This window comes from Canibacter oris (genome assembly GCF_014197205.1).
Taxonomy (GTDB): Bacteria; Actinomycetota; Actinomycetes; order Actinomycetales; family Microbacteriaceae; genus Canibacter; species Canibacter oris.
This window is the reverse complement of the sequence record NZ_JACIFD010000016.1, coordinates 1-20428: the sequence shown is the minus strand read 5'-3', so window position 1 is coordinate 20428 and position 20428 is coordinate 1. Positions and strand designations below refer to the sequence as shown.

The 20428-nt window shown below is 56.8% G+C and carries 21 protein-coding genes; 19 read left to right on the top strand and 2 right to left on the bottom strand.

The window, feature by feature from the left end:
* Window positions 1-9 precede the first annotated feature (9 nt).
* The 5 genes from F5897_RS07255 (at window position 10) to F5897_RS07235 (ending at window position 6912) form a co-directional block, all read left to right on the top strand.
* Window positions 10-1302, top strand: a complete 1293-nt coding sequence (locus tag F5897_RS07255) for a homoserine dehydrogenase (protein WP_183305034.1) — start codon at window positions 10-12, stop codon at window positions 1300-1302.
* Window positions 1299-2207 (top strand): homoserine kinase, encoded by a 909-nt coding sequence (gene thrB, locus F5897_RS07250; RefSeq protein WP_183305033.1) that lies wholly within the window; start codon window positions 1299-1301, stop codon window positions 2205-2207. Before F5897_RS07255 ends, thrB begins: the two co-directional genes overlap by 4 nt.
* A 153-nt stretch (window positions 2208-2360) precedes the next feature.
* Entirely contained in the window at window positions 2361-4400 is a 2040-nt protein-coding gene (locus F5897_RS07245) for a hypothetical protein (RefSeq protein WP_183305032.1), read from the top strand.
* A gap of 8 nt (window positions 4401-4408) precedes the next feature.
* Window positions 4409-5488, top strand: coding sequence for a peptide chain release factor 1 (prfA, locus tag F5897_RS07240; protein WP_183305031.1), 1080 nt, complete (start codon window positions 4409-4411; stop codon window positions 5486-5488).
* Window positions 5488-6912 (top strand): MFS transporter, encoded by a 1425-nt coding sequence (locus F5897_RS07235; protein ID WP_124824413.1) that lies wholly within the window; start codon window positions 5488-5490, stop codon window positions 6910-6912. Before prfA ends, F5897_RS07235 begins: the two co-directional genes overlap by 1 nt.
* Before the next feature lie 37 nt (window positions 6913-6949).
* On the opposite strand, the gene cysE is transcribed toward F5897_RS07235, so the two are convergent.
* Window positions 6950-7513, bottom strand: coding sequence for a serine O-acetyltransferase (gene cysE, locus F5897_RS07230; protein WP_183305030.1), 564 nt, complete (start codon window positions 7511-7513; stop codon window positions 6950-6952).
* Window positions 7514-7591: 78 nt separating this feature from the next.
* The gene (gene cysK / locus F5897_RS07225; protein ID WP_183305029.1) at window positions 7592-8527 is read right to left on the bottom strand and encodes a cysteine synthase A; all 936 of its coding nucleotides are present in this window, start codon (window positions 8525-8527) and stop codon (window positions 7592-7594) included.
* A 119-nt stretch (window positions 8528-8646) separates the two neighbouring features.
* Here cysK and prmC point away from each other — a divergent pair, with 119 nt between their 5' ends.
* From prmC to F5897_RS07155, 14 genes are all read left to right on the top strand, one after another.
* Window positions 8647-9642 (top strand): peptide chain release factor N(5)-glutamine methyltransferase, encoded by a 996-nt coding sequence (gene prmC / locus F5897_RS07220; RefSeq protein ID WP_183305028.1) that lies wholly within the window; start codon window positions 8647-8649, stop codon window positions 9640-9642.
* A 10-nt stretch (window positions 9643-9652) separates the two neighbouring features.
* Window positions 9653-10318 carry an L-threonylcarbamoyladenylate synthase gene (locus tag F5897_RS07215; RefSeq protein ID WP_183305027.1) on the top strand — a complete coding sequence of 222 codons (666 nt, stop codon included), beginning with the start codon at window positions 9653-9655 and terminating at the stop codon, window positions 10316-10318.
* Window positions 10318-11454: an MraY family glycosyltransferase gene (locus F5897_RS07210; protein WP_183305026.1), complete on the top strand. Its 1137-nt coding sequence runs from the start codon at window positions 10318-10320 to the stop codon at window positions 11452-11454. The genes F5897_RS07215 and F5897_RS07210 overlap by 1 nt, the downstream gene beginning before the upstream one ends.
* A gap of 115 nt (window positions 11455-11569) precedes the next feature.
* On the top strand, window positions 11570-12046 hold the full coding sequence (locus F5897_RS07205; protein ID WP_183305025.1) for a Cg1360 family ATP-synthase-associated protein: 477 nt from the start codon (window positions 11570-11572) through the stop codon (window positions 12044-12046).
* A gap of 157 nt (window positions 12047-12203) precedes the next feature.
* On the top strand, window positions 12204-13007 hold the full coding sequence (gene atpB / locus F5897_RS07200) for a F0F1 ATP synthase subunit A (RefSeq protein ID WP_124824406.1): 804 nt from the start codon (window positions 12204-12206) through the stop codon (window positions 13005-13007).
* Between the two features lie 50 nt (window positions 13008-13057).
* Entirely contained in the window at window positions 13058-13285 is a 228-nt protein-coding gene (gene atpE / locus F5897_RS07195) for an ATP synthase F0 subunit C (RefSeq protein ID WP_124824405.1), read from the top strand.
* 33 nt (window positions 13286-13318) lie between these two features.
* Window positions 13319-13879, top strand: a complete 561-nt coding sequence (locus tag F5897_RS07190; RefSeq protein ID WP_124824404.1) for a F0F1 ATP synthase subunit B — start codon at window positions 13319-13321, stop codon at window positions 13877-13879.
* Window positions 13879-14652 (top strand): ATP synthase F1 subunit delta, encoded by a 774-nt coding sequence (gene atpH, locus F5897_RS07185; RefSeq protein ID WP_183305024.1) that lies wholly within the window; start codon window positions 13879-13881, stop codon window positions 14650-14652. The genes F5897_RS07190 and atpH overlap by 1 nt, the downstream gene beginning before the upstream one ends.
* Window positions 14653-14700: 48 nt before the next feature.
* Window positions 14701-16329, top strand: a complete 1629-nt coding sequence (atpA, locus tag F5897_RS07180) for a F0F1 ATP synthase subunit alpha (RefSeq protein WP_183305023.1) — start codon at window positions 14701-14703, stop codon at window positions 16327-16329.
* Window positions 16330-16385: 56 nt separating this feature from the next.
* On the top strand, window positions 16386-17273 hold the full coding sequence (locus tag F5897_RS07175) for a F0F1 ATP synthase subunit gamma (RefSeq protein WP_124824401.1): 888 nt from the start codon (window positions 16386-16388) through the stop codon (window positions 17271-17273).
* A 21-nt stretch (window positions 17274-17294) separates the two neighbouring features.
* Window positions 17295-18743, top strand: coding sequence for a F0F1 ATP synthase subunit beta (gene atpD / locus F5897_RS07170; RefSeq protein ID WP_124824400.1), 1449 nt, complete (start codon window positions 17295-17297; stop codon window positions 18741-18743).
* 3 nt (window positions 18744-18746) lie between these two features.
* A complete protein-coding gene (locus F5897_RS07165) occupies window positions 18747-19010 on the top strand; it encodes a F0F1 ATP synthase subunit epsilon (protein ID WP_124824399.1) in 264 nt (87 codons plus the stop codon).
* 68 nt (window positions 19011-19078) lie between these two features.
* Complete coding sequence (locus F5897_RS07160; RefSeq protein WP_183305022.1) at window positions 19079-19912, top strand: YaaA family protein; 834 nt, start codon at window positions 19079-19081, stop codon at window positions 19910-19912.
* A 95-nt stretch (window positions 19913-20007) separates the two neighbouring features.
* Window positions 20008-20428, top strand: a 421-nt coding sequence (locus F5897_RS07155; RefSeq protein WP_183305021.1) for a PP2C family protein-serine/threonine phosphatase, incomplete at its 3' end; no start/stop codon positions are given.

The window sequence follows — 20428 nt, the reverse complement described above, 5'->3', positions numbered from 1 at the left end:
CGGAGAATTATGAAGCAGGAACGCACTATTCGAGTGGCGCTATTGGGAGCCGGCTCAGTTGGTTCGCAAATCGCGCGGATGCTGCTGACACAGCGCGCCGAATATCAGGCGCGCTGCGGCGCTGATTTGGAGCTCATTGGGATCGCGGTGCGGGATGTCGCCGCGCCGCGTGATGTAGAACTGCCACAGCAGCTGCTCACCGCTGATGCCGCGCAACTGGTAGCCGCCGCCGATCTCGTGATTGAGGTTATGGGCGGTATCGAGCCAGCGCGTACCCTGATTCTGCAGGCAATTGCGGGCGGCGCCGATGTGGTGACCGCTAACAAGGCATTGCTTGCCGCGCACGGTCCAGAGCTGCACGCGGCGGCTCGTGCTGCCGGGGTGCAGCTGAGCTATGAGGCGGCGGTGGCGGGCGCGATTCCGGTGCTGCGGCCGCTTTTGAGCAGCTTGGTCGGAGATAACGTGCAGCGCGTCATGGGCATCGTTAACGGCTCCACCAATTATATTCTCGACAGTATGCACCGCGCTGGAAAAACCGCGCCGGAGGCAATGCAGATCGCGAGCGAGCTGGGCTATTTGGAGGCCGACCCTACGCTTGACGTTGAGGGTTATGATGCCGCGCAAAAAGCCGCGATTCTAGCGCGGTTGGCGTTTCATACCGAGCTGCCGGCAGACGCTGTTTATCGCGAGGGAATCACCAAGGTTTCTGCTGCGGACGTCGCTCTGGCGCAGGAAAACGAACAGGTTATTAAGCTGCTTGCGATTATTGAAAAAACCGTTACCGCTGCGGGCGAGCCAGCGGTGGCCGCGCGGGTGTATCCGGCGCTGATTCCGGCCAGTCATCCGCTTGCAGCCGTACACGGCGGCAAGAACGCTATCTTTGTGGAAGCAGAAAACGCTGGAGAGCTAATGTTTTACGGTGCCGGTGCGGGCGGTGCCGAGACTGCCTCAGCGGTGCTCGGCGATGTGCTGTCTGCTGCACGCCGCATGGTTGGCGGGGGCGCGCCGGTGGATCCGCCCACCCATGCAGTGCTGCATCCGCTGCAAATGACAGACATGACAACCTCCTATCAGGTGCGGCTCGCCGTGAGTGATGCAGTCGCTGTGGTGTCTGAGCTCACCACGCTGTGCGCTGCCCACCAGATTGCTGTGGTACACGTGGCGGAGCGAGGCAGTGAGGTGGCGCTCACAACGGTGCGAGCTCTAGAGGTGAAACAGCAGCGGTTGGTCGCTGAAATGGCAGAGCTACCGCACGTTACCGAGGTGCTCAGCGTGCTGCGTTCAGAGGCAGTAGCAGCATGACTGTGACCGTGAAAACCCGGGTTCCGGCAACCAGCGCTAATCTTGGTCCGGGGTTTGACTGCCTCGGCTTGGCGCTGCAATTTGGGGACGAATACACTGCTGCGGTGACAGCTACTGCTGGGGTGCGGGTTGAGGTTTCCGGCGTTGGAGCGGGAACAGTGCCAAGCGATGAAAGGAATCTGCTTGCGAAGTCGGTACTGCACGTTTATGGGCGGTTGGGGATTCCCGCGCCGGGGCTCTTACTGACCGCTCAGAATCGGATTCCGCACGGACGCGGGATGGGATCATCCGGCGCTGCTATTGTGGGAGGTGTGAAACTCGCGACAGGGTTGCTTGCAGCAACAGGTGTCACGGTTTCACCGCAGCAACAACTGCAGTTTGCCACCGAGATTGAGGGGCACCCTGACAATGTTGCTCCCGGCTTGTACGGCGGGCTCACCGTGTCATGGATGGAGGGTAAGACGGCGCACGCAGAGCAGTTGACGGTGCATCCGGATGTCGCGCCGCTGGTGCTGGTGCCAGACTTTGAGGTTGCAACGAAGGTTGCTCGCAGTCTGCAACCGCAGCAGGTACCGCATCAAGACGCAGTATTTAATGTGTCACGCACTGCGCTGCTGTTGGTGGCGTTGACAGCAAAGCCCGAGCTGCTGTTTGCGGCAACCGCTGATAAGCTGCATCAGGACTATCGCGGACCGGCAATGCCAATGACGCATCAACTGGTGCAGCAGTTGCGCGAAGCCGGTTATGCCGCGGTGGTTTCTGGCGCCGGTCCATCGGTTTTGGTGCTGGGTGAAAACGCCGAGCGCAGAGCTGCCGCTGCGCAGTTTGTTACTGAGTGTGCGCCAACCTGGGAACAGAAAATACTCGCTGTAGCAGCACATGGTGCTACAGTTGAAGAGGTTTAAATTTTTTAGCGGCTCACGGAGGAGTGCCTCCCGGGCTGTTTTGTGTGCCGTTCGCGGCAATATTGGTAAACCAGCACGTTCGTGCATTTTACAAAACTATGAGGACACAGTGCTTGTGTGCGCTGTGCTTGCCCTCGAAAGGATAAATTAATCATGGATCAGAATTCCGAAACCGCGGCGGAAAGCACCGTGCCAGTCAAAAAGCGTGTAACTCGCCGGGTCACCACTAAAGACACCGCAGCGGCTGACACCGCAGCGGCTGACACCGCAGCGGCTGAGACCGCGGCGGCTGACGTAACCGCAAGCGACGCTGCGGCAACGGCTGCTACTGCCACTGAGGGCGCCGCACCGGTAAAGCGCCGGGGCCGGCCACGCAAGATTGACACCGCTGCAGCCACTGCTACTGAGGTGACGACAACCCTAGGCGAGAGCGCTGACAGTGCCGCAGCCTCTGCTGCGGCCGTGGTAACTGCTGAGAAGCCAGCTAAGACTCGCGTTAGTCGTGCCCGGAAAAAGGCAGAAAAAACCGCTGAGGGAGAAACCCCGGCGGCAACTGCGGCAGCACCGGAGCGCGCTGCTGACACTGCTGTTGACATAACCCCAGTGGGCGATAAGGTAGCTGTTGGGGGCAGTGAGAGTGCGGGTAATGACGCTGCTGCAGTTGCAGCGGATGCTGAGACTCCTAAGGCTCCGGCGAAGCGTCGGGGTCGGCCGCGGAAGGTTGATGTGGAGCGGGCTGCTGCTGCTGAGCAGGCAGCTGCGAGCGAAGCGCCGGCTGAGGTTGTAACCGGTGAGAGTGCGGGTAATGACGCTGCTGCAGTTGCAGCGGATGCTGAGACTCCTAAGGCTCCGGCGAAGCGTCGGGGTCGGCCGCGGAAGGTTGATGTGGAGCAGGCTGCTGCTGAGCAGGCAGCTGCGAGCGAAGAGAAAGCTGCTGCAGACGGTGGCGATACGGCAGAGACTGCCGCTGGTGCAACAGCTGAGCAGCCGCAGGAAACCCGCGGCCGCAGCCGTACACGCCAGCGTGACCGCAAGCGTCGCGGAGCGGACGAAATCGAAGAACTTACTGAAGAAGATGTGCTGCTGCCAATCGCCGGTATCCTCGATGTACTCGACAACTACGCCTTCGTGCGCACTAGCGGCTACCTGCCAGGTGTCAGTGATGTTTACGTTTCGTTGAGCCAGGTGAAACGCCACGGTCTGCGCAAGGGTGACGCGATCGTTGGTGCGATCCGCAAACCGCGCGAAGGTGAGGGTTCAGGCCGGCAGAAGTACAATGCGCTGGTGAAGATTGACGCCGTAAACGGCACGACCGTAGAAGAGGCCCAGCAGCGGCCACAGTTTGAGGAGCTGACCCCGATCGCACCAAACACACCGGTGCTCATCGGTGACGCAGTAGGCACTGCAACCGCCCGCGCTATCGACATGTTTGCGCCGCTGGCTTTCGGGCAGCGGGGCCTGCTAAACGGCGCTTCTGGATCTGGAGTCACCGCAACTCTGCTCGAGATTGCGGCAGGCTACGCGGCAGTATCACCGGAAACTCACCTGATGTTCGTCGCTGTCGGCGGACGCCCAGAGGAGACCACCGAGATCGCTCGCCGGATCAACGGCGAAGTAATCGCTGCCGCCGCTGATCGCAGCGCTGAGGATCGCACCACGGTGGTGGAGCTCGCTCTTGAGCGGGCTAAACGCCTGGTTGAAATTGGCCATGATGTGGTGCTGTTGCTAGACACTTTGGCAGACTTCAGCGACGCTATCGAAACCCAGACATACAACCCCAAAACCAGTCCGATTTTTGGCATGAATCCATACACTATGCAGTTGATTGTGGATGTTTTTGCAGCTAGTCGGAACCTTGAAAACAGCGGTTCGTTGGCGGTTTACGCGGGTGTTTACGGGGTGCGGATGTTCGCTGATATGGAACGTCTGCAGCGCCTGCAGAACTGGAATTTGGAGCTTAACAGCGAGCTGGCGCAGCTTGGCGTGTTCCCGGCTGTGAACGTGCTGTCGAGCTCTGCAAAGGTCGCTGCTGCGGCACACCCTGCAGCTCTGGCGCAGCAGGTGCGGCAGATTCGCATGGCGCAGCACAGCGCCGGCGAAGGTGATGTTTCAGCCGCTGTTGAGCTCATCGAAACCCTTGAAAATGCAGAGTCAACAGCTGCTGCCGCAGCGAAACTGAGCGCTAAAAAGTAGGAGAGCTGATGTTTGAACAGGTAGCAGCACTGCTGCAGGAGCACAGCGAACTGCAGGAGCAGTTGGCGGATCCGGATTTACATGCCAATCCGGCCCAGGCGAAGAAGGTTAATCGGCGTTACGCGGAACTTAGCAAAATTAAAGCCGCTTATGAAGCCTGGCAGGGGACCGGAGAAGACCTGGAGGCGGCCAAAGAGCTGGCGAAGGAGGACGATATGTTCGCGGAAGAAATTCCGCGACTGGAAGCTGAGCTCGCTGAGAACCAAGAAAAGGTGCGGCGCCTTTTGATTCCACGGGATCCTGATGATGCGCGCGATGTGATTCTTGAGATCAAAGGCGGCGAGGGGGGCGCGGAGTCTGCGCTGTTCGCGGCTGACCTGCTGCGGATGTACCTGCACTACGCAGCAAGTAAAGGCTGGAAGACTGAGCTGCTGGAGAGCGATGAAAGTGAGCTTGGTGGTTACAAGAACGTGCAGGTTGCGGTTAAAAGCAACGCTACCGACCCGTCACAGGGCGTGTGGGCGCACCTCAAGTTTGAGGGCGGCGTGCATCGCGTACAGCGCGTGCCGGTGACAGAATCGCAGGGGCGGATCCACACTTCCACAACCGGGGTGCTGGTGTTCCCAGAGGTTGATGAGCCTGAAGAAATCGAAATCAACCAGAATGATCTGAAGATTGATGTTTTCCGTTCTTCTGGGCCGGGTGGGCAGTCGGTTAATACCACTGACTCTGCGGTGCGTATCACGCACTTGCCGACCGGTATCGTGGTCTCGATGCAGAACGAGAAAAGCCAGATTCAAAACCGGGAAGCGGCGATGCGTGTGCTGCGGGCGCGGCTTTTGGCAGCACAGCAGGAGGCTGCGGAGGCGGAAGCTAGCGCGCAGCGCAAGAGCCAGATTCGTACCATGGATCGCTCGGAGCGGATCCGCACCTACAACTTCCCGGAAAACCGTATCGCTGATCACCGCACCGGGTTTAAAGCCTACAACCTTGATCAGGTTATGAATGGCGCTCTCGACGCTGTGATTGAAAGCTGTATTAAAGCTGATGAGGAAGCGCGCCTGGCTGATCTCGGCGGGGAAGATTAATGCCGCGCGGAGCAAAAGTCACGGCCGCGGTTTGGGTCGTATGGTCGGTTGCGATCGTGGCTTATGCTTTGGCAATTATCAACCGTACCTCGTTTGCGCGGCTCGGCTCGACTGCGCAGCTGCATTTCGGGATCGAAGCGACTCTATTGTCGGTGCTGCTGGTGATGCAGGTTGCGGTGTATGTGGTGATGCAAATCCCGGTTGGGGTTTTGCTGGACCGCTTCGGCGCCACAAAAGTGATTGTGTGCGGGCTGTTCGTGATGGCTTGCGGGCAGCTGCTGTTGGCGTATGCGCCGCAGGTGTCTCTGGCGGTGTTAGCTCGTATCCTGGTGGGAATCGGAGATGCTGGGCTGTTTATCGGCGCGCTGCGCTTGGTGGCGGATTGGTTTCCACTGCGGGTGGTGCCGATGGTCTCGCAATTTACCGGGATGTTGGGTGCTCTCGGCCAAGTAATTGCGGTGATTCCACTCGCTAACCTGGTGCACAACACCAGCTGGGTCTTAGGCTTTTTGGTGCTGGCATTAGCGACCTTTGCAGGTACGGTACTGGCAGCTTTTGTACTGCGGGATAATGTGAGTTCCAAAACCGTGGTGCAACAGCTCTTTGGCGCGCGCTCTGCACAGGTTAAAAAAACAGCTTCCGGGGCAGAAACGCCGCAACTGTGGGATTCTCCAATCGGGCACATCTCGCCCCCTACAACCGCGATTCCAATTGTGGGGCCAGGTGGATCAGGTATCTTCAACGCTTTCAAGTCGTTGTTGCGTCGCCCCGGTGTACGTCTAGGTTACTGGGTACATTTTGGCACTGCGGGTGCGTTGCACTGTTACGTGTTGCTGTGGGGTAACGCTTTTCTCACCGGAGGAGTTGGGCTTGATGGCACCGCTGCTGCCTCGCTACTTACTTTGACTGTGCTTGCCGCGATTGGTGGCGGCTTGGTTATCGGGCCGTTGCAGGCGCGTTACAAGAGACACCGCATCAATTTCACTGTGGGGTATATTGTGACGCTGGCGCTGGTTTGGTTTGCAGTGCTAGTTTGGCCAGGAGGGCAGCCGCCGCTGTGGCTGCTGGTGGTGATGTCGGTGGTGCTCGCAATTGGGGGGCCGACCTGCATGATTGGCTTCGATATTGTGCGCACTCATGTGCATCGCAACCAGATTGGTATGGCAAGTGGGATTATCAACACCGGGTCATTCACTGCGGCTTTGGGGCTGCTGTTTGGCATTGGAATGCTGCTTGACTTGCAGGGTGCTGGCACCCCGGAAAGCTACAGCTGGGATGCGTTTAGGGTTGCAATGTCGTTGCAGTTTGTATTCTGGGGCTTGGCAGTTGCTGGTATCCTTTATGAGTTCCCGAAGGCTAAGCGAGCGCTGCAAAGGCGCTTGGATCGCGCCAAGCAGAGCGAATATTACGGATACGACGGCTGACCGTCGAGTGGCCGTGGCTGTTTACGCGGCCGTCGCCTTAAATAACGTAGCAGTCGGCGTTGTGTGGCAACTCCGGCTGTGGGGCACCGCGGCGTGGGCGCTGCCGTGCCGGGATGCCGGTGAGGGTTGTCCACTCCGGTGCGCTGTGCACAACAACTGCGTTTGCCCCTATAGCGCTGTCTGCGCCAACAGTAATATTCCCGAGCACCTTGGCGCCGGCACCGATGATAACACGGTCGCCGATGGTGGGGTGGCGCTTGCCCGGATTGAGGCCAGTGCCGCCCAGGGTGACTCCATGATAGATGGTGACGTCGTCGCCCACAACCGCGGTTTCACCTATAACCACACCGGAGCCGTGGTCAATAAACAGGCGTTTGCCAAGTTTTGCTCCGGGGTGGATCTCAATCCCGGTCAGAAACCGTACGAATTGACTGTTGGCACGGGCTAAACTGAACAGCTTGCGCTGCCAGAGCCAGTGGTTGAGGCGATGCGCCCACACTGCGTGTAGCCCAGAATAAGTCAGGAAAACACTGATTTTGCCGCGGGCAGCTGGATCCAGCTGCTGTACATTGCGAATATCTTCGAGTATTGTTTTGCACATAATTTCTTAAACGATTATATGGGTTGGTGGCTCATATCAAGCCACCAACCCATACTGTACAAGCAGACAGGGGCTACCTTAAACATCTAGGTGCTCGTAGAGCACGGTTGAGAAGTAGCGCTCACCGAAATCCGGAATCACAACCACGATCTTTTTTCCAGCATTTTCTTCGCGTTGCGCCACCTGCAGTGCTGCCGCCATCGCTGCTCCACCAGAAATTCCGGCTAGGATACCCTCCTGGGTGCCCAGATTACGCCCGGTTGTGAGAGCTTCTTCAAGGGTCACATCAAGCACCTCATCGTAAACATCACGGTCAAGAATTTCAGGTACAAAGTTTGCGCCGAGCCCCTGAATTTTATGCGGCCCAGGGGTTCCGGTTGTCAGCAGCGGAGAGTCTGCAGGCTCCACCGCAATCACCTGTACATCGGGTTTTTGCTCTTTCAGATACTGTCCGGTGCCGGTGATAGTGCCGCCGGTGCCGATCCCCGCTACAAAAATGTCTACGGTACCGGCTGTGTCTTCCCAGATTTCTGGGCCGGTAGTGTTGCGGTGTACCTCAGGGTTGGCGCCGTTTGCGAACTGGCTTGCGAGGATCGCCCCGGGGGTGTTAGTGGCAATCTCGTGTGCTTTGGCGACGGCGCCTCGCATGCCCTCGCTGCCCGGGGTTAACACAATCTGTGCGCCGTAGGCGCGCAGGAGTTTGCGACGCTCAACGCTCATCGTTTCGGGCATGGTGAGGATCACTTGGTAGCCGCGGGCGGCGCCGACCATCGCGAGCGCGATGCCGGTGTTGCCGCTGGTGCCCTCTACGATGGTGCCGCCTGGCTGCAGCTCTCCGGATGCCTCTGCGGCGTCAACAATCGCAACACCGATGCGGTCTTTAACGCTGCCTGCCGGGTTGTAGAACTCTAGCTTGGCGTAAACTTCAGCCTTGGTGTCAGCGGTGAGGCGGTTGATTTTGACCAGCGGGGTTTTGCCGAAGGCGGCGGTGATATTTGGGTATTCGCGTGACATATTTCTCCACATCTTTTTTACAACAATGCAATAATAGCAAAAAGTTATTAAATAATTCAATTTTAGTTATGTTTAGTTTTGGGGTGCGGCGGTTAGCGGTGCGCTGTAGAGTTAAGCTGATGAACAGCAACTCTCAACCAGACACTTCGTCGCGTGCTCTGCCTTTGCCTGAGCTGCTGCGACAGGCAGAACTCAGCATGGCGGCAGCGGGCGTAGCGAGACCGGTGGCTGAGGCCCAGCTGCTGTGGGGCCACGTGCTGGGGCTGTCGCGCGGTGAGGTTCAGGCCGCGGCTGTGCTGCAACGAACTATTACCCCGGAGCAGCAGGCTACATTCGCGCCGCTGTTACATCGACGGCTGAAGCGGGAGCCACTGCAGCATATTCTCGGGTACGCATATTTTTATGGTCTGCCGCTGGCGGTAGGGCCGGGAGTCTTCGTGCCGCGTCCCGAAACTGAGTTGTTGGCCGAGTTGGCACTCAATCACCTCAATCGCTATTGCGGTGCAGGTGCCCCTAAAATTGCTGATTTCTGCGCCGGCAGCGGTGCCCTCGCCTTCGCGCTGCAACGCCACTCGCCGGGTAGCACTGTCACTGCCCTTGAAAAATCTCCCGCCGCTTTTTCATGGCTGCAGCGAAACAAACAGGAGCTGAAGCTAGAAACCACTCTGCTACAGGTGGATCTCGCCGCCGCGGCGCACCAGCTCGGGCTGCGGCCGTTGGCCGGATCCACCCTCACCAATCTGCCCCCGGTTAGTGACACCACGATGCAGTGGTTTAAGACGCACGCCGGGAGCCTGGACGTGCTGGTTTCCAATCCGCCCTATGTGCCGCGCTCGGCGGTGCCAGAAACGCCCGAGGTGCGTGACTATGACCCGGAGCTCGCCCTGTACTCGGGCGCTGACGGGTTGGAGCTGCTGCGCTGGTTGGTGCCGCTGTTCGGCTATCTGGCGGCTCCTGGCGCGTTCTGCGGTATCGAGCACACCGAAGCACAGGGCTCAGAGATTGCGGCGATGCTGCAGCGTGTTGGGTTTACCGCTGTGGATACCGTTCCTGATTTAACCTCCCGCCCGCGTTTCACCGTCGGTGTTTACCAACAGCGCAGCTTGCCAGGGTAAAATTTTAGCCATGCCAGAAGTTTACGACTGCCAAGACACCGCCACGCTGCTGCCGGGCTTCCGCGCCGCGAAAGCAGCAATCGGGCAGGGGGAACTGGTGGTTTTCCCTACCGACACGGTTTACGGAATCGCCGCTGACGCCTTTAACCCCGCAGCGGTGAACCGACTGATTGTGGCAAAGGGCCGTACCAGACAGTCGCCACCGCCAGTGTTGATTGGCAGCACTGCAGCACTGATGGCGTTGGCTGCTGAGGTTAGCGAAGCTGTGATGCAGCTGGTGGAAGCATTCTGGCCTGGGCCGCTCACTCTCGTGATGCTAGCCCAGCCCTCGCTGAGCTGGGATTTGGGCGAAACTCGCGGCACCGTTGCGCTGCGGATGCCGAATCACCAGATTGCACTGGAGCTGCTGCAAGACACCGGGCCGCTCGCTGTCTCTTCGGCCAATCTGCATGGTTTAGCCGCTGCAACCGATGTCGCCGGAGCACAAAAAATGCTGCAGGACAGTGTACAGGTTTACCTTGACGGCGGGCCCGTGAGTGGCGACGGCACCGCTTCTACGATTCTTGATGTGACGCGGTTGAGCGGTCCTGATGGCATTATTCGGGTGCTGCGCGCAGGGGTTATTTCCAAGGAGCAGCTTGCAGCAGTGTTGCCTGACGCAACCATTGAGGAATAATGCTAAATTTTGCCCTGATTGCGCTGGTGGCTGCGGTTGTGACCTTCTTCGGGTGCGCCGTGGTGCTGCGTTTTGCCCGTAAAAAGCAGCTGTTCGCTGCGGTGCGAGAGCGAGACGTGCACAAGCATGCAACACCACGCTTGGGCGGAGTTGCGATGTACGGCGGGATTATTGCCGCTTTCACTGTGGCGTATTTTGTGCCAGGGCTGCGCGATGCGATTCACAGCGAAAATACCGTGATTACAACTTTGTTGGCAATCACGATTATCGCGTTCACCGGAATTGTTGATGATTTGCGCGATATCACTTGGTCTGTGAAGCTGATTGCGCAGTTGCTCGCTGCGGTGGTGTTGTCATGGCAGGGGGTGCATATTTTCTCGCTGCCAATCGGTAACACCCTGTTTGTGACCTCACCCACGGTAAGTATGCTGTTAACCGTAGTGCTACTGGTTGGCGTTATGAACGCACTAAATTTCATCGATGGCCTCGATGGGCTAGCAGCAGGCTTCACGCTCATAGCTAGCGGGTTTTTCTTCGTTTACACGCAAATTTTGGCGGCGCAGACAGGGCAGAGCAGCGCGATTACTTTCGCTGCGTTAATAGCCACGGTACTATTCGGTATTTGCCTCGGGTTTTTGCCTTGGAATTGGCACGTCGCCAAGCTTTTCATGGGTGACACCGGTGCTTTACTGCTGGGGATTATGCTTGCGACCTCGACGATTACGGTGACGGGCCAGTTAAATCCGGCAACGCTAGATCAGAAACTGGTTTTTGCCGGCTATATTCCGATTATTCTGCCGATTATTCTGTTGGCATTCCCGTTTGCGGATATGATTCTTGCGGTGTTCCGCCGGTTGCTCGCTGGTAAAAGCCCGTTCTCGCCGGATCGCAAACACCTGCATCATCGTCTCCTTGATTACGGTCACAGTGTGGTGCAGGTGGTTTTTATCTACTATTTCTGGACGGCGATCGCGGCAACCAGTTGCCTCCTGGTATTCCTACTGCAGAGTTATTGGATTCCGCTGATGGTGTTTGTGTCGGGAGCGTTTATCTGCCTCCTTGTCACCCTGGTGCCCGCAGCTAAGGCGCGAGATGTGTTGCAGCGGCGCGGCCTGTGGGTGTATCACAAGAAATAGCGGGGTGTGGATCAGCCACAGCTAGTACAATAGCCCTAGCCGCGCACTCGCCCGAGTGCTGCCGACAGTTTGAAGCAAAAGTTTAACGCACGCCAACATCACCCAAGGAGCAGCAGTGACCCAGCACAGCCAGATGCAGCAGCCACTAACGGAGGTGCGGATGCCAGCATCGCAAGCGATTTTTAAGAAGATGCTGCTCGCGAGCACGGTGATGACCGTCACACTCGCTGCGGTTGCTGCGCTTGTTGGTTTTTTGGTTGCGGGACAGCTCGGGCTCATCAGTGCTCTGCTTGGCGCGGTGATTGGGGGAGTTTTTATGATGCTTTCCGCGCTGAGCATTGTGATTGCGAACAGGCAAATTGCCAACCCGCTATATGTGCAAATTTTCTTCGCCACTGTGCTCGGGGCGTTGCTGCTGAAAATGGTGCTGTTTTTGATGATTGTGTTCATCGTGCGTGATGCAACCTGGGTGGAGCCACAGATTGTTTTCATTGCTCTGATTGCGGGCGTAATTTTGTCACTAGCACTCGATTTATTCGTGTTGCTGCGAAACAAAATTCCGGCTGCCAGTGATGTTCAGCTGCATGAATAGGATTTTTTCGTGTTTCGAGATTGTGACTCTGGCGAAGTCATTGGTATTATTAACGTAAACTATGCCTAAAGCTGGGCAAAATGCCGCCCGCTAGGCACGATCCGCATCTTGCGATTCATCGCACGGGAAGAAGGAGATAACACTGTTTGCTAACGCTATGCAACTGGTGAATGGGGCATTCATCGCTGCAGATGAAGGTGGCTTCCACGGTCCGAGCCTAGATGAGTTCTTCCCTGAGGGTATTTTCTTCGTAGGCACCCCGTTTGAGATGAACCGCATCATGCTCATCCGTATCCTAATGACTGTGCTCGTGGTCGTGGTTTTCTGGCTTGGCACTCGTAATCTCCGCCTGGTTCCAAGCCGTGGGCAGTCAATCATTGAGATGGGTCTCGACTTCGTGCGGGTAAACATCGCCGAAGAAATGCTCGGTAAAAAAGACGGCAAGCGCTTCTTGCCGCTCTTGACTACGATGTTCTTCCTCATCTTCGCTTTTAACATCACCGGCATTATTCCATTCCTGAACATCGGTGGTTCGTCTGTTATCGGCTTCCCACTGGTAATGGCGGTTGTTGCTTACATCGCGTTCATCTACGCCGGTGTGAAGAAAAACCCAGCGGGCTTCTTCCGCAACGCACTGTTCCCACCAGGGGTGCCGGTGTGGCTGTACCCTATCGTGACCCCGATTGAGTTCCTCTCAACCTTCGTGATCCGTCCAATCACTCTGACACTGCGTCTTTTGATGAACATGGTCGTAGGTCACCTCTTGCTGGTGCTACTCTTCGCCGCAACTCACTTCTTCATCCTTGAGGGCGCAGGCCTGATGAAGGGCCTCGGCGTTGGTACCCTGCTGTTTGCGCTGGTATTCACCCTCTTTGAGATGATGGTGGCAGTGCTGCAGGCATACGTATTTACAGTTTTGACCACCGTCTACATCCAGCTAGCGCTGGCAGACGAACACTAAACCACAGGCGCAGCACAAGCTACGCTTTTAACCGGAAGGAAACACTAAACGTGTCAGTTCTAGCTGAAATCTCAGGCAACATTGCAACCGTAGGCTACGGCCTCGCAGCTATTGGCCCAGCAATCGGTGTAGGCCTCATCGTAGGCAAGACCGTTGAAGCTATGGCTCGCCAGCCAGAAATGGCTGGCCGTCTGCAGGTGACTATGTTCATCGGTATCGCGTTCGCCGAGGCGCTTGCGTTCATCGGTATCGCAACCCCATTCATCTTCGCAAACTAAGCAGACAACCTATAGGTCTCGAAAGGGACAAGCATGACTAACACACTAATCGCGACTGTGGCAGAGCCAGTATCTGCTGCATCTGGCAGCCTGATTCTGCCAGCGAGTTACGACATTATTTGGTCAGCGGTCTGCTTCGTTATCGTGTTGCTCGTGTTCTGGCGGAAGGTGCTGCCGAAAATGCAGCAGCTGCTAGATGAGCGTGCAGCAGCAATCGAAGGTAACATCGCCAAAGCTGATGAAGCTCAGGCAAAAGCTGAAGCTGCCCTGCAGGAGTACACCGCCCAGCTGGCAACCGCCCGCGCTGAGGCTGGTGAAATCCGCGAAGCAGCTCGCCAGGATGCCAACAAGATTGTGGCACAGGCGAAGGAAGACGCGGTTGCTGAGCAGGCGCGCGTTGTGCAGGCAGCGAAAGATCAGATCGGCGCTGAGCGTCAAGCAGCCGTTGTTGGCCTCCGCAAAGAGGTTGGCAGCCTGGCGATTGACCTGGCTTCACGCGTTGTTGGTGAATCACTGACAGATGAGGCAAAGGCAAACGCACTGGTTGATCGTTTCTTGGCAGATCTTGAGAAGAGCGAGACGGTAGCCAACTAATGGGAAGCGCATCACGCGAAGCACTAGCTAATGTCACAAAGCTGTTAGCAAGCCCGGTCGCAGAGGGCGTTGCGATTGAGCTGCTGAACGTAGCAGCGCAATTGCAGAAAACTCCGCAGCTTGCAACAGCCTTAACAGAACAAGCACCAGCCGAGGCTAAAGTGGCTCTTGCAAACACAGTTTTCAAGAGCCTCACCGGCGGCGCCCGCAATATTATTGCGACCGCTGCCTCACAGCGCTGGTCAAACGTTGCTGAATTCATCTCTGGCTTGCAGGCCCTCGGTATCCGTGCCGCGGCTGCCACCAACCCAGGTCTAGATGAGGAGCTGGTAAGCGTTGCAAACGCAATTGACACCAGCCACGAACTAGAACTGAGCTTGGGCAGCAAACTCGCTGAGCCACAGCAGAAAACAGCAGCTGTTAAGACACTGTTTGCTGATAAAATTTCTGGGACCGCTCTGGCAATTGTGCAGCACCTTATTGCCAACCCAGCAAGCGGCCGACCCAGCCCAGCGCTGCGGGAAGCAGCAACCGTGGCAGCAGATCAGGCAGGGTACGCACTCGCGGAAGTAACCGTGGTGGCACCGCTTGACCAGCAGCGCGCGGAGCGACTGCGACAGGCACTGAGCCGTGTCGCTGGACGCCCAGTGAAAATCAGCACAGTAATTGATCCGACACTGGTTGGCGGGTTGCGTGTGAAAATCGCCGATGAAATTATCGACGGTTCTGTGAGTGCGCGACTTAACGACCTAAGACTTCAGCTCGCCGGTTAAGGCAGCACTACCACGATCCGGAAATCCGGTCGAGACAGAGGAAACGAAATGGCAGAACTTTCCATCAGCCCTGATGAGATTCGTGACGCGCTGAAAGAATTCGCTGCGTCTTACGAGCCCGCAGCTGCTGAGGCAACTGAAGTTGGCACCGTTGTTGACGCTGCTGACGGCATTGCGCACGTAGAAGGCCTTCCGAACGTAATGGCTAACGAGCTGGTACGCTTCGCTGACGGCACCCTGGGCCTTGCTCAGAACCTTGAGGAGAACGAACTCGGTGTTGTTGTGCTCGGCGACTTCACTGGTATTGAAGAGGGCCAGCAGGTTACTCGCACCGGCGAGGTGCTTTCTGTGCCGGTTGGTGAGGGCTACCTAGGGCGCGTTGTTGATCCGCTCGGTAACCCAATCGATGGCCTGGGCGAAATCACGGGCATCGAAGGGCGCCGCGCGCTAGAGTTGCAGGCACCTGGCGTAATGCAGCGTAAGAGCGTGCATGAGCCACTGCAGACCGGTATCAAAGCTATTGACGCGATGATTCCTGTTGGTCGTGGTCAGCGTCAGCTGATCATTGGCGACCGGCAGACCGGTAAAACCGCAATCGCGATCGACACCATCATCAACCAGAAGGCTAACTGGGAGAGCGGCGATCCAAACAAGCAGGTACGCTGCATCTACGTTGCGATTGGTCAGAAGGGTTCAACCATCGCAGCTGTGAAGGGCGCTCTGGAAGACGCAGGGGCAATGGAGTATACCACCATCGTGGCGTCACCAGCATCTGACCCAGCAGGCTTCAAATACCTGGCGCCATACACCGGTTCTGCAATCGGGCAGCACTGGATGTATGCCGGCAAGCACGTGCTGGTAATCTTCGATGACCTGTCAAAGCAGGCCGAGGCATACCGTGCGGTGTCACTGTTGCTGCGTCGTCCACCAGGACGTGAGGCATACCCAGGTGACGTGTTCTACCTGCACTCCCGCCTGCTGGAACGCTGTGCAAAGCTCTCTGATGAGCTCGGCGGCGGCTCAATGACCGGTCTGCCAATCATCGAGACCAAGGCAAACGACGTTTCTGCATACATTCCGACCAACGTGATCTCTATCACCGACGGTCAGATCTTCCTGCAGTCAGACCTGTTCAACTCAAACCAGCGCCCAGCTGTTGACGTGGGTATTTCCGTGTCACGTGTTGGCGGTGACGCACAGGTGAAGTCAATCAAGAAGGTTTCAGGTACCTTGAAACTGGAGCTCGCGCAGTACCGTGCGCTGGAGGCGTTCGCTATGTTCGCATCTGACCTTGACGCTGCGAGCCGTCGTCAGCTGGAGCGTGGTGCACGTTTGACTGAGCTGCTGAAGCAGCCACAGTACACCCCGTACCCGGTTGAAGAGCAGGTAGTTTCAGTTTGGGCCGGCACCAACGGCAAGCTTGATGACGTTCCGGTAGAAGACATCCTGCGCTTTGAGCGTGAGTTCTTGGACTACCTGGGCCGTAACTCAAATGCCCTGACCACGCTGCGTGAAACTAACGTGCTTGACGATGACACCGTGGCAGAGATTGCGGCGCAGATTGATCGTTTCAAGACCGAGTTCCGCACCTCAGCAGGTCACGCTCTGAACGAGCAGTTTGACGCACTTGATAAAGACGAAGTCAAACAGGATCAGCTGGTTGTAAACAAGAAGTAGTTTGCGAGGGAGAGGGGTGACCCTCTCCCGCAAACACCAAGAAGCACAGGAGAGACATGGGAGCGCAACTTCGGGTCTATCGGCAGAAAATTCGTTCTGCGCAGACGACCAAGAAGATTACCCGTGCGATGGAACTCATCGCGGCCTCTCGTATCCAGAAGGCAAAGGCTCGTGTAGAAGCCTCAACTCCTTACAAGGATGCGATTACCCGCGCAGTGTCAGCCGTTGCCGCTCACTCGAATCAGGACCACCCGCTGGTTACCGAGGCTAAAAACATCACCCGCGCTGCGGTTGTGATTTACAGCTCTGACCGTGGCCTAGCAGGTGCATTTAACTCACAGGTGCTGCGTGAAGCTGAGCAGCTTGCAGAGCTTTTGCAAGCTGAGGGCAAAGAGGTAGTTTACTACCTGATTGGCCGCAAGGCTGTTGGTTACTTCAACTTCCGTGGGCGCACCGCAGTGCGCACCTGGATTGGCGACACCGATACCCCAAGCTTTGAAACCGCGAAAGAAATCAGCGATGAACTGCTCGCAGCATACGCAGCAGATCCAGCTGACGGCGGGGTGCAGGAAATTCACCTGGTGTGCAACCGTCTGGTGAGCATGGTGAGTCAGCTGCCAGAGGTGCTGCGGGTGCTGCCACTTGAGCTGGTAACCGCACCGGAAGCAGGCAACACGGGACTTGATCCACTGTATGCCTTTGAGCCAGACGCAAACACAGTTTTGGATAAACTGCTGCCAGCGTACATCGAAGCACGTATCTTCAACGCTCTGCTGGAATCAGCCGCAGCGAAGCACGCTGCGACCCAGAAAGCAATGAAGTCTGCTACCGATAACGCTGATGCCCTGATTCGTGATTACACCCGTCTTGCGAACAATGCGCGCCAGGCGGAAATCACTCAGCAGATTTCTGAGATCGTCGGCGGCGCTGACGCGCTGTCATAAGCCCACTAAGAAAGAGAACTGATGACTACTACTGCAGAGCAGACCCCAACCGTGGGTCGTATTGCCCGCGTAACTGGTCCCGTCGTCGACATCGAATTCCCGCACGACGCGATTCCAGCAGTATACAACGCGCTCAAGACCGAGGTGAGCCTGGGCGAAGGCCAGGATAAATTCACCCTCGTGCTTGAGGTTGCACAGCACCTTGGTGACAACCTGGTGCGCGCAATTGCCCTGAAGCCAACTGACGGCCTGGTACGCGGTCAGGAAGTAATTGACACCGGTGACTCAATCACCGTGCCTGTCGGTGACGTCACCAAGGGTAAAGTGTTCAACGTAACCGGTGATGTGCTGAACCTCGCCGACGGGGAGACCTTCCACGCAACCGAGCGTTGGAGCATCCACCGCGAACCGCCTGCCTTCGACCAACTGGAGTCAAAAACTCAGCTGTTCGAAACCGGTATCAAATCAATCGACTTGCTGACCCCATACGTGCAGGGCGGTAAGATTGGCCTGTTCGGTGGTGCGGGCGTTGGTAAAACCGTTCTGATTCAGGAAATGATTCAGCGTGTGGCGCAGGATCACGGTGGCGTGTCTGTGTTCGCTGGTGTTGGTGAGCGTACCCGTGAGGGTAACGACTTGATCCACGAAATGGAAGACGCAGGTGTGTTCGACAAGACCGCGCTTGTGTTCGGCCAGATGGACGAGCCGCCAGGGACTCGTCTACGTGTTGCGCTTTCAGCACTGACCATGGCGGAGTACTTCCGTGATGTGCAGAAGCAGGACGTGCTGTTGTTCATCGACAACATCTTCCGTTTTACTCAGGCAGGCTCAGAAGTTTCAACCCTGCTCGGCCGTATGCCATCTGCGGTAGGCTACCAGCCAAACCTGGCAGACGAAATGGGTATCCTGCAAGAGCGCATTACCTCCACTCGTGGTCACTCAATCACCTCGCTGCAGGCGATTTACGTTCCTGCGGACGACTACACTGACCCAGCTCCGGCAACCACCTTCGCTCACCTTGACGCAACCACCGAGCTGTCTCGTGAAATCGCGTCTAAGGGTTTGTACCCAGCGATTGATCCACTGGCTTCAACCAGCCGTATCATGGATCCACGCTACTTGGGCGAGGATCACTACCGTGTAGCTACCACCGTGAAGCAGATTCTGCAGAAAAACAAAGAGCTGCAGGAAATCATCGCGATTCTCGGTGTTGACGAGCTCTCAGAAGAAGACAAGATTACTGTTGCACGCGCCCGCCGCCTGGAACAGTTCCTGTCACAGAACACCTACATGGCGAAAAAATTCACCGGTGTTGAGGGTTCTACCGTGCCACTGAAAGAAACCATCGAATCCTTCGACGCTATCTGCAAGGGCGAATTCGACCACGTTGCAGAGCAGGCATTCTTTAACGTTGGTGGCATCTCTGACGTTGAAGAGAAGTGGGCAAAGATCCAGAAAGAAAACGGCTAAATCATGGCTCTGCTAAATGTCTGCGTAGTTTCAGCCGATCGTAAGATCTGGGCTGGTGAAGCGAAGCAGGTAACCGCAAAGACCAGCGAGGGTGAGATTGGTATCCTCGCAGGGCACGAGCCGCTGCTCGCACTGCTAGCAGAGGGCGAGGTGCGTGTTACAACCCCTGACAACCAGAAAATTATTGTGAACGCTGAGGGAGGATTCTTCTCTGTGGATCACAATGAAGTTCAGGTAGTAGCAGGGCAAGCTACGCTAGTCGCTTAAGACACCAAACCGTTGCCGTCAGGGAAACCTGACGGCAACGGTTTTTTACACCCATAGAAAATAGGAAAATGCTCGTACTTTTGCCGCCGTCAGAGACCAAACGCGACCCGGAAGAACTCACTGCCGCACAGTCGCAACAGCTGCTCGAAATCGCGAGCACAGCTGCAGCAACGGGGTCTGTCATCGTAACCTCAATACAGCAGCCTAGCATTCGCCAACTCGCCACCCATGAGCGGGAACATGCTGCGCAGCAGGTGCTAACCGCATTGCAGCAGCTCAGCGCAGCTGCAGATGAGAAAGCACACAAAAGCTTGAAGCTGCGGCCCGGAGCCAAAGCCCAGGCAGCATTTGCAGCTAACCTCAACGTTGGTAGCGCGACTCGGCTGCCAGCAGCAGCTATTTACACCGGAGTGCTTTATGACGCGCTCGACTATCTCAGTTTGCCAATTACGGCGCGACAGTGGCTACACGAACATACGGCAGTGCAATCAGCGCTCTACGGAATGCTCGGGGCAGGGGAGCTCATCGCCAATTATCGCCTCTCAGCTGGTAGCAGCCTTCCGGAGCTCGGAACCACGCTCAAAAAACACTGGAATAGCTGCTACGCAGATTTTGCTTGGGACGACTTTGGGGTAATCCTTGACTTGCGTAGCAACGACTACGCTTCGCTTGCTCCGTGCACGGCCGCCACAGTGATACGGCCAGATTTTGTAAGCCGTCAAGCAGACGGCTCCCTGAAAGCCCTCAATCACTTCAACAAGGCCGGCAAAGGCCGCTTGGTACGCCAGCTGGCACTCGCCGAACCGGAGTGTAGCACCATCGCAGAGCTGTTGCAGTGGGTGGCAGACAATGGCATCGAAGTTCTGCCGCAACCCGGAGGCAAAATAATGTTCGTGTTGTGATCCACAATGCACATATTCCCGCAGGGTTAAAGGCTGCTACGAGATAGGCTAAAATAGCATGGTTGCCACTTTAGGTTACCCAAGAAAAGAGAGTTATGACCAGTAAAGGTGAGAACGCTCAGCGGCAGCTGCTGCTGTATCCCACAGACAATAATGTTACTGTGGAGCTCTCTTGGCATGCGCTCACCAACGTAGGGCTGCGACGGGAAAGTAATCAAGACAGCTATGTGGTCGCGCCGCCTATTTTTGCGGTTGCCGATGGTGTGGGCGGGCATGCTGGGGGCGAAGTGGCTTCGCAGGCCGTAACCGCGAGGCTCGCCGAAATTGCGGGTGATAAACCTGTCAGTGTCAGCGATTTAGTAGGAGCTTTAGATCGCGCAGTTGATGACATCGAAAAGCAGGCGGGTGCAGTAGCGGAGGGCGCTGGCACGACCGTCACGGGCCTGGTGCTCGGAGCCGATCCTGAAACTCCAAGTTGGACAGTTTTTAACATTGGGGATTCCCGAGTAATCAGTA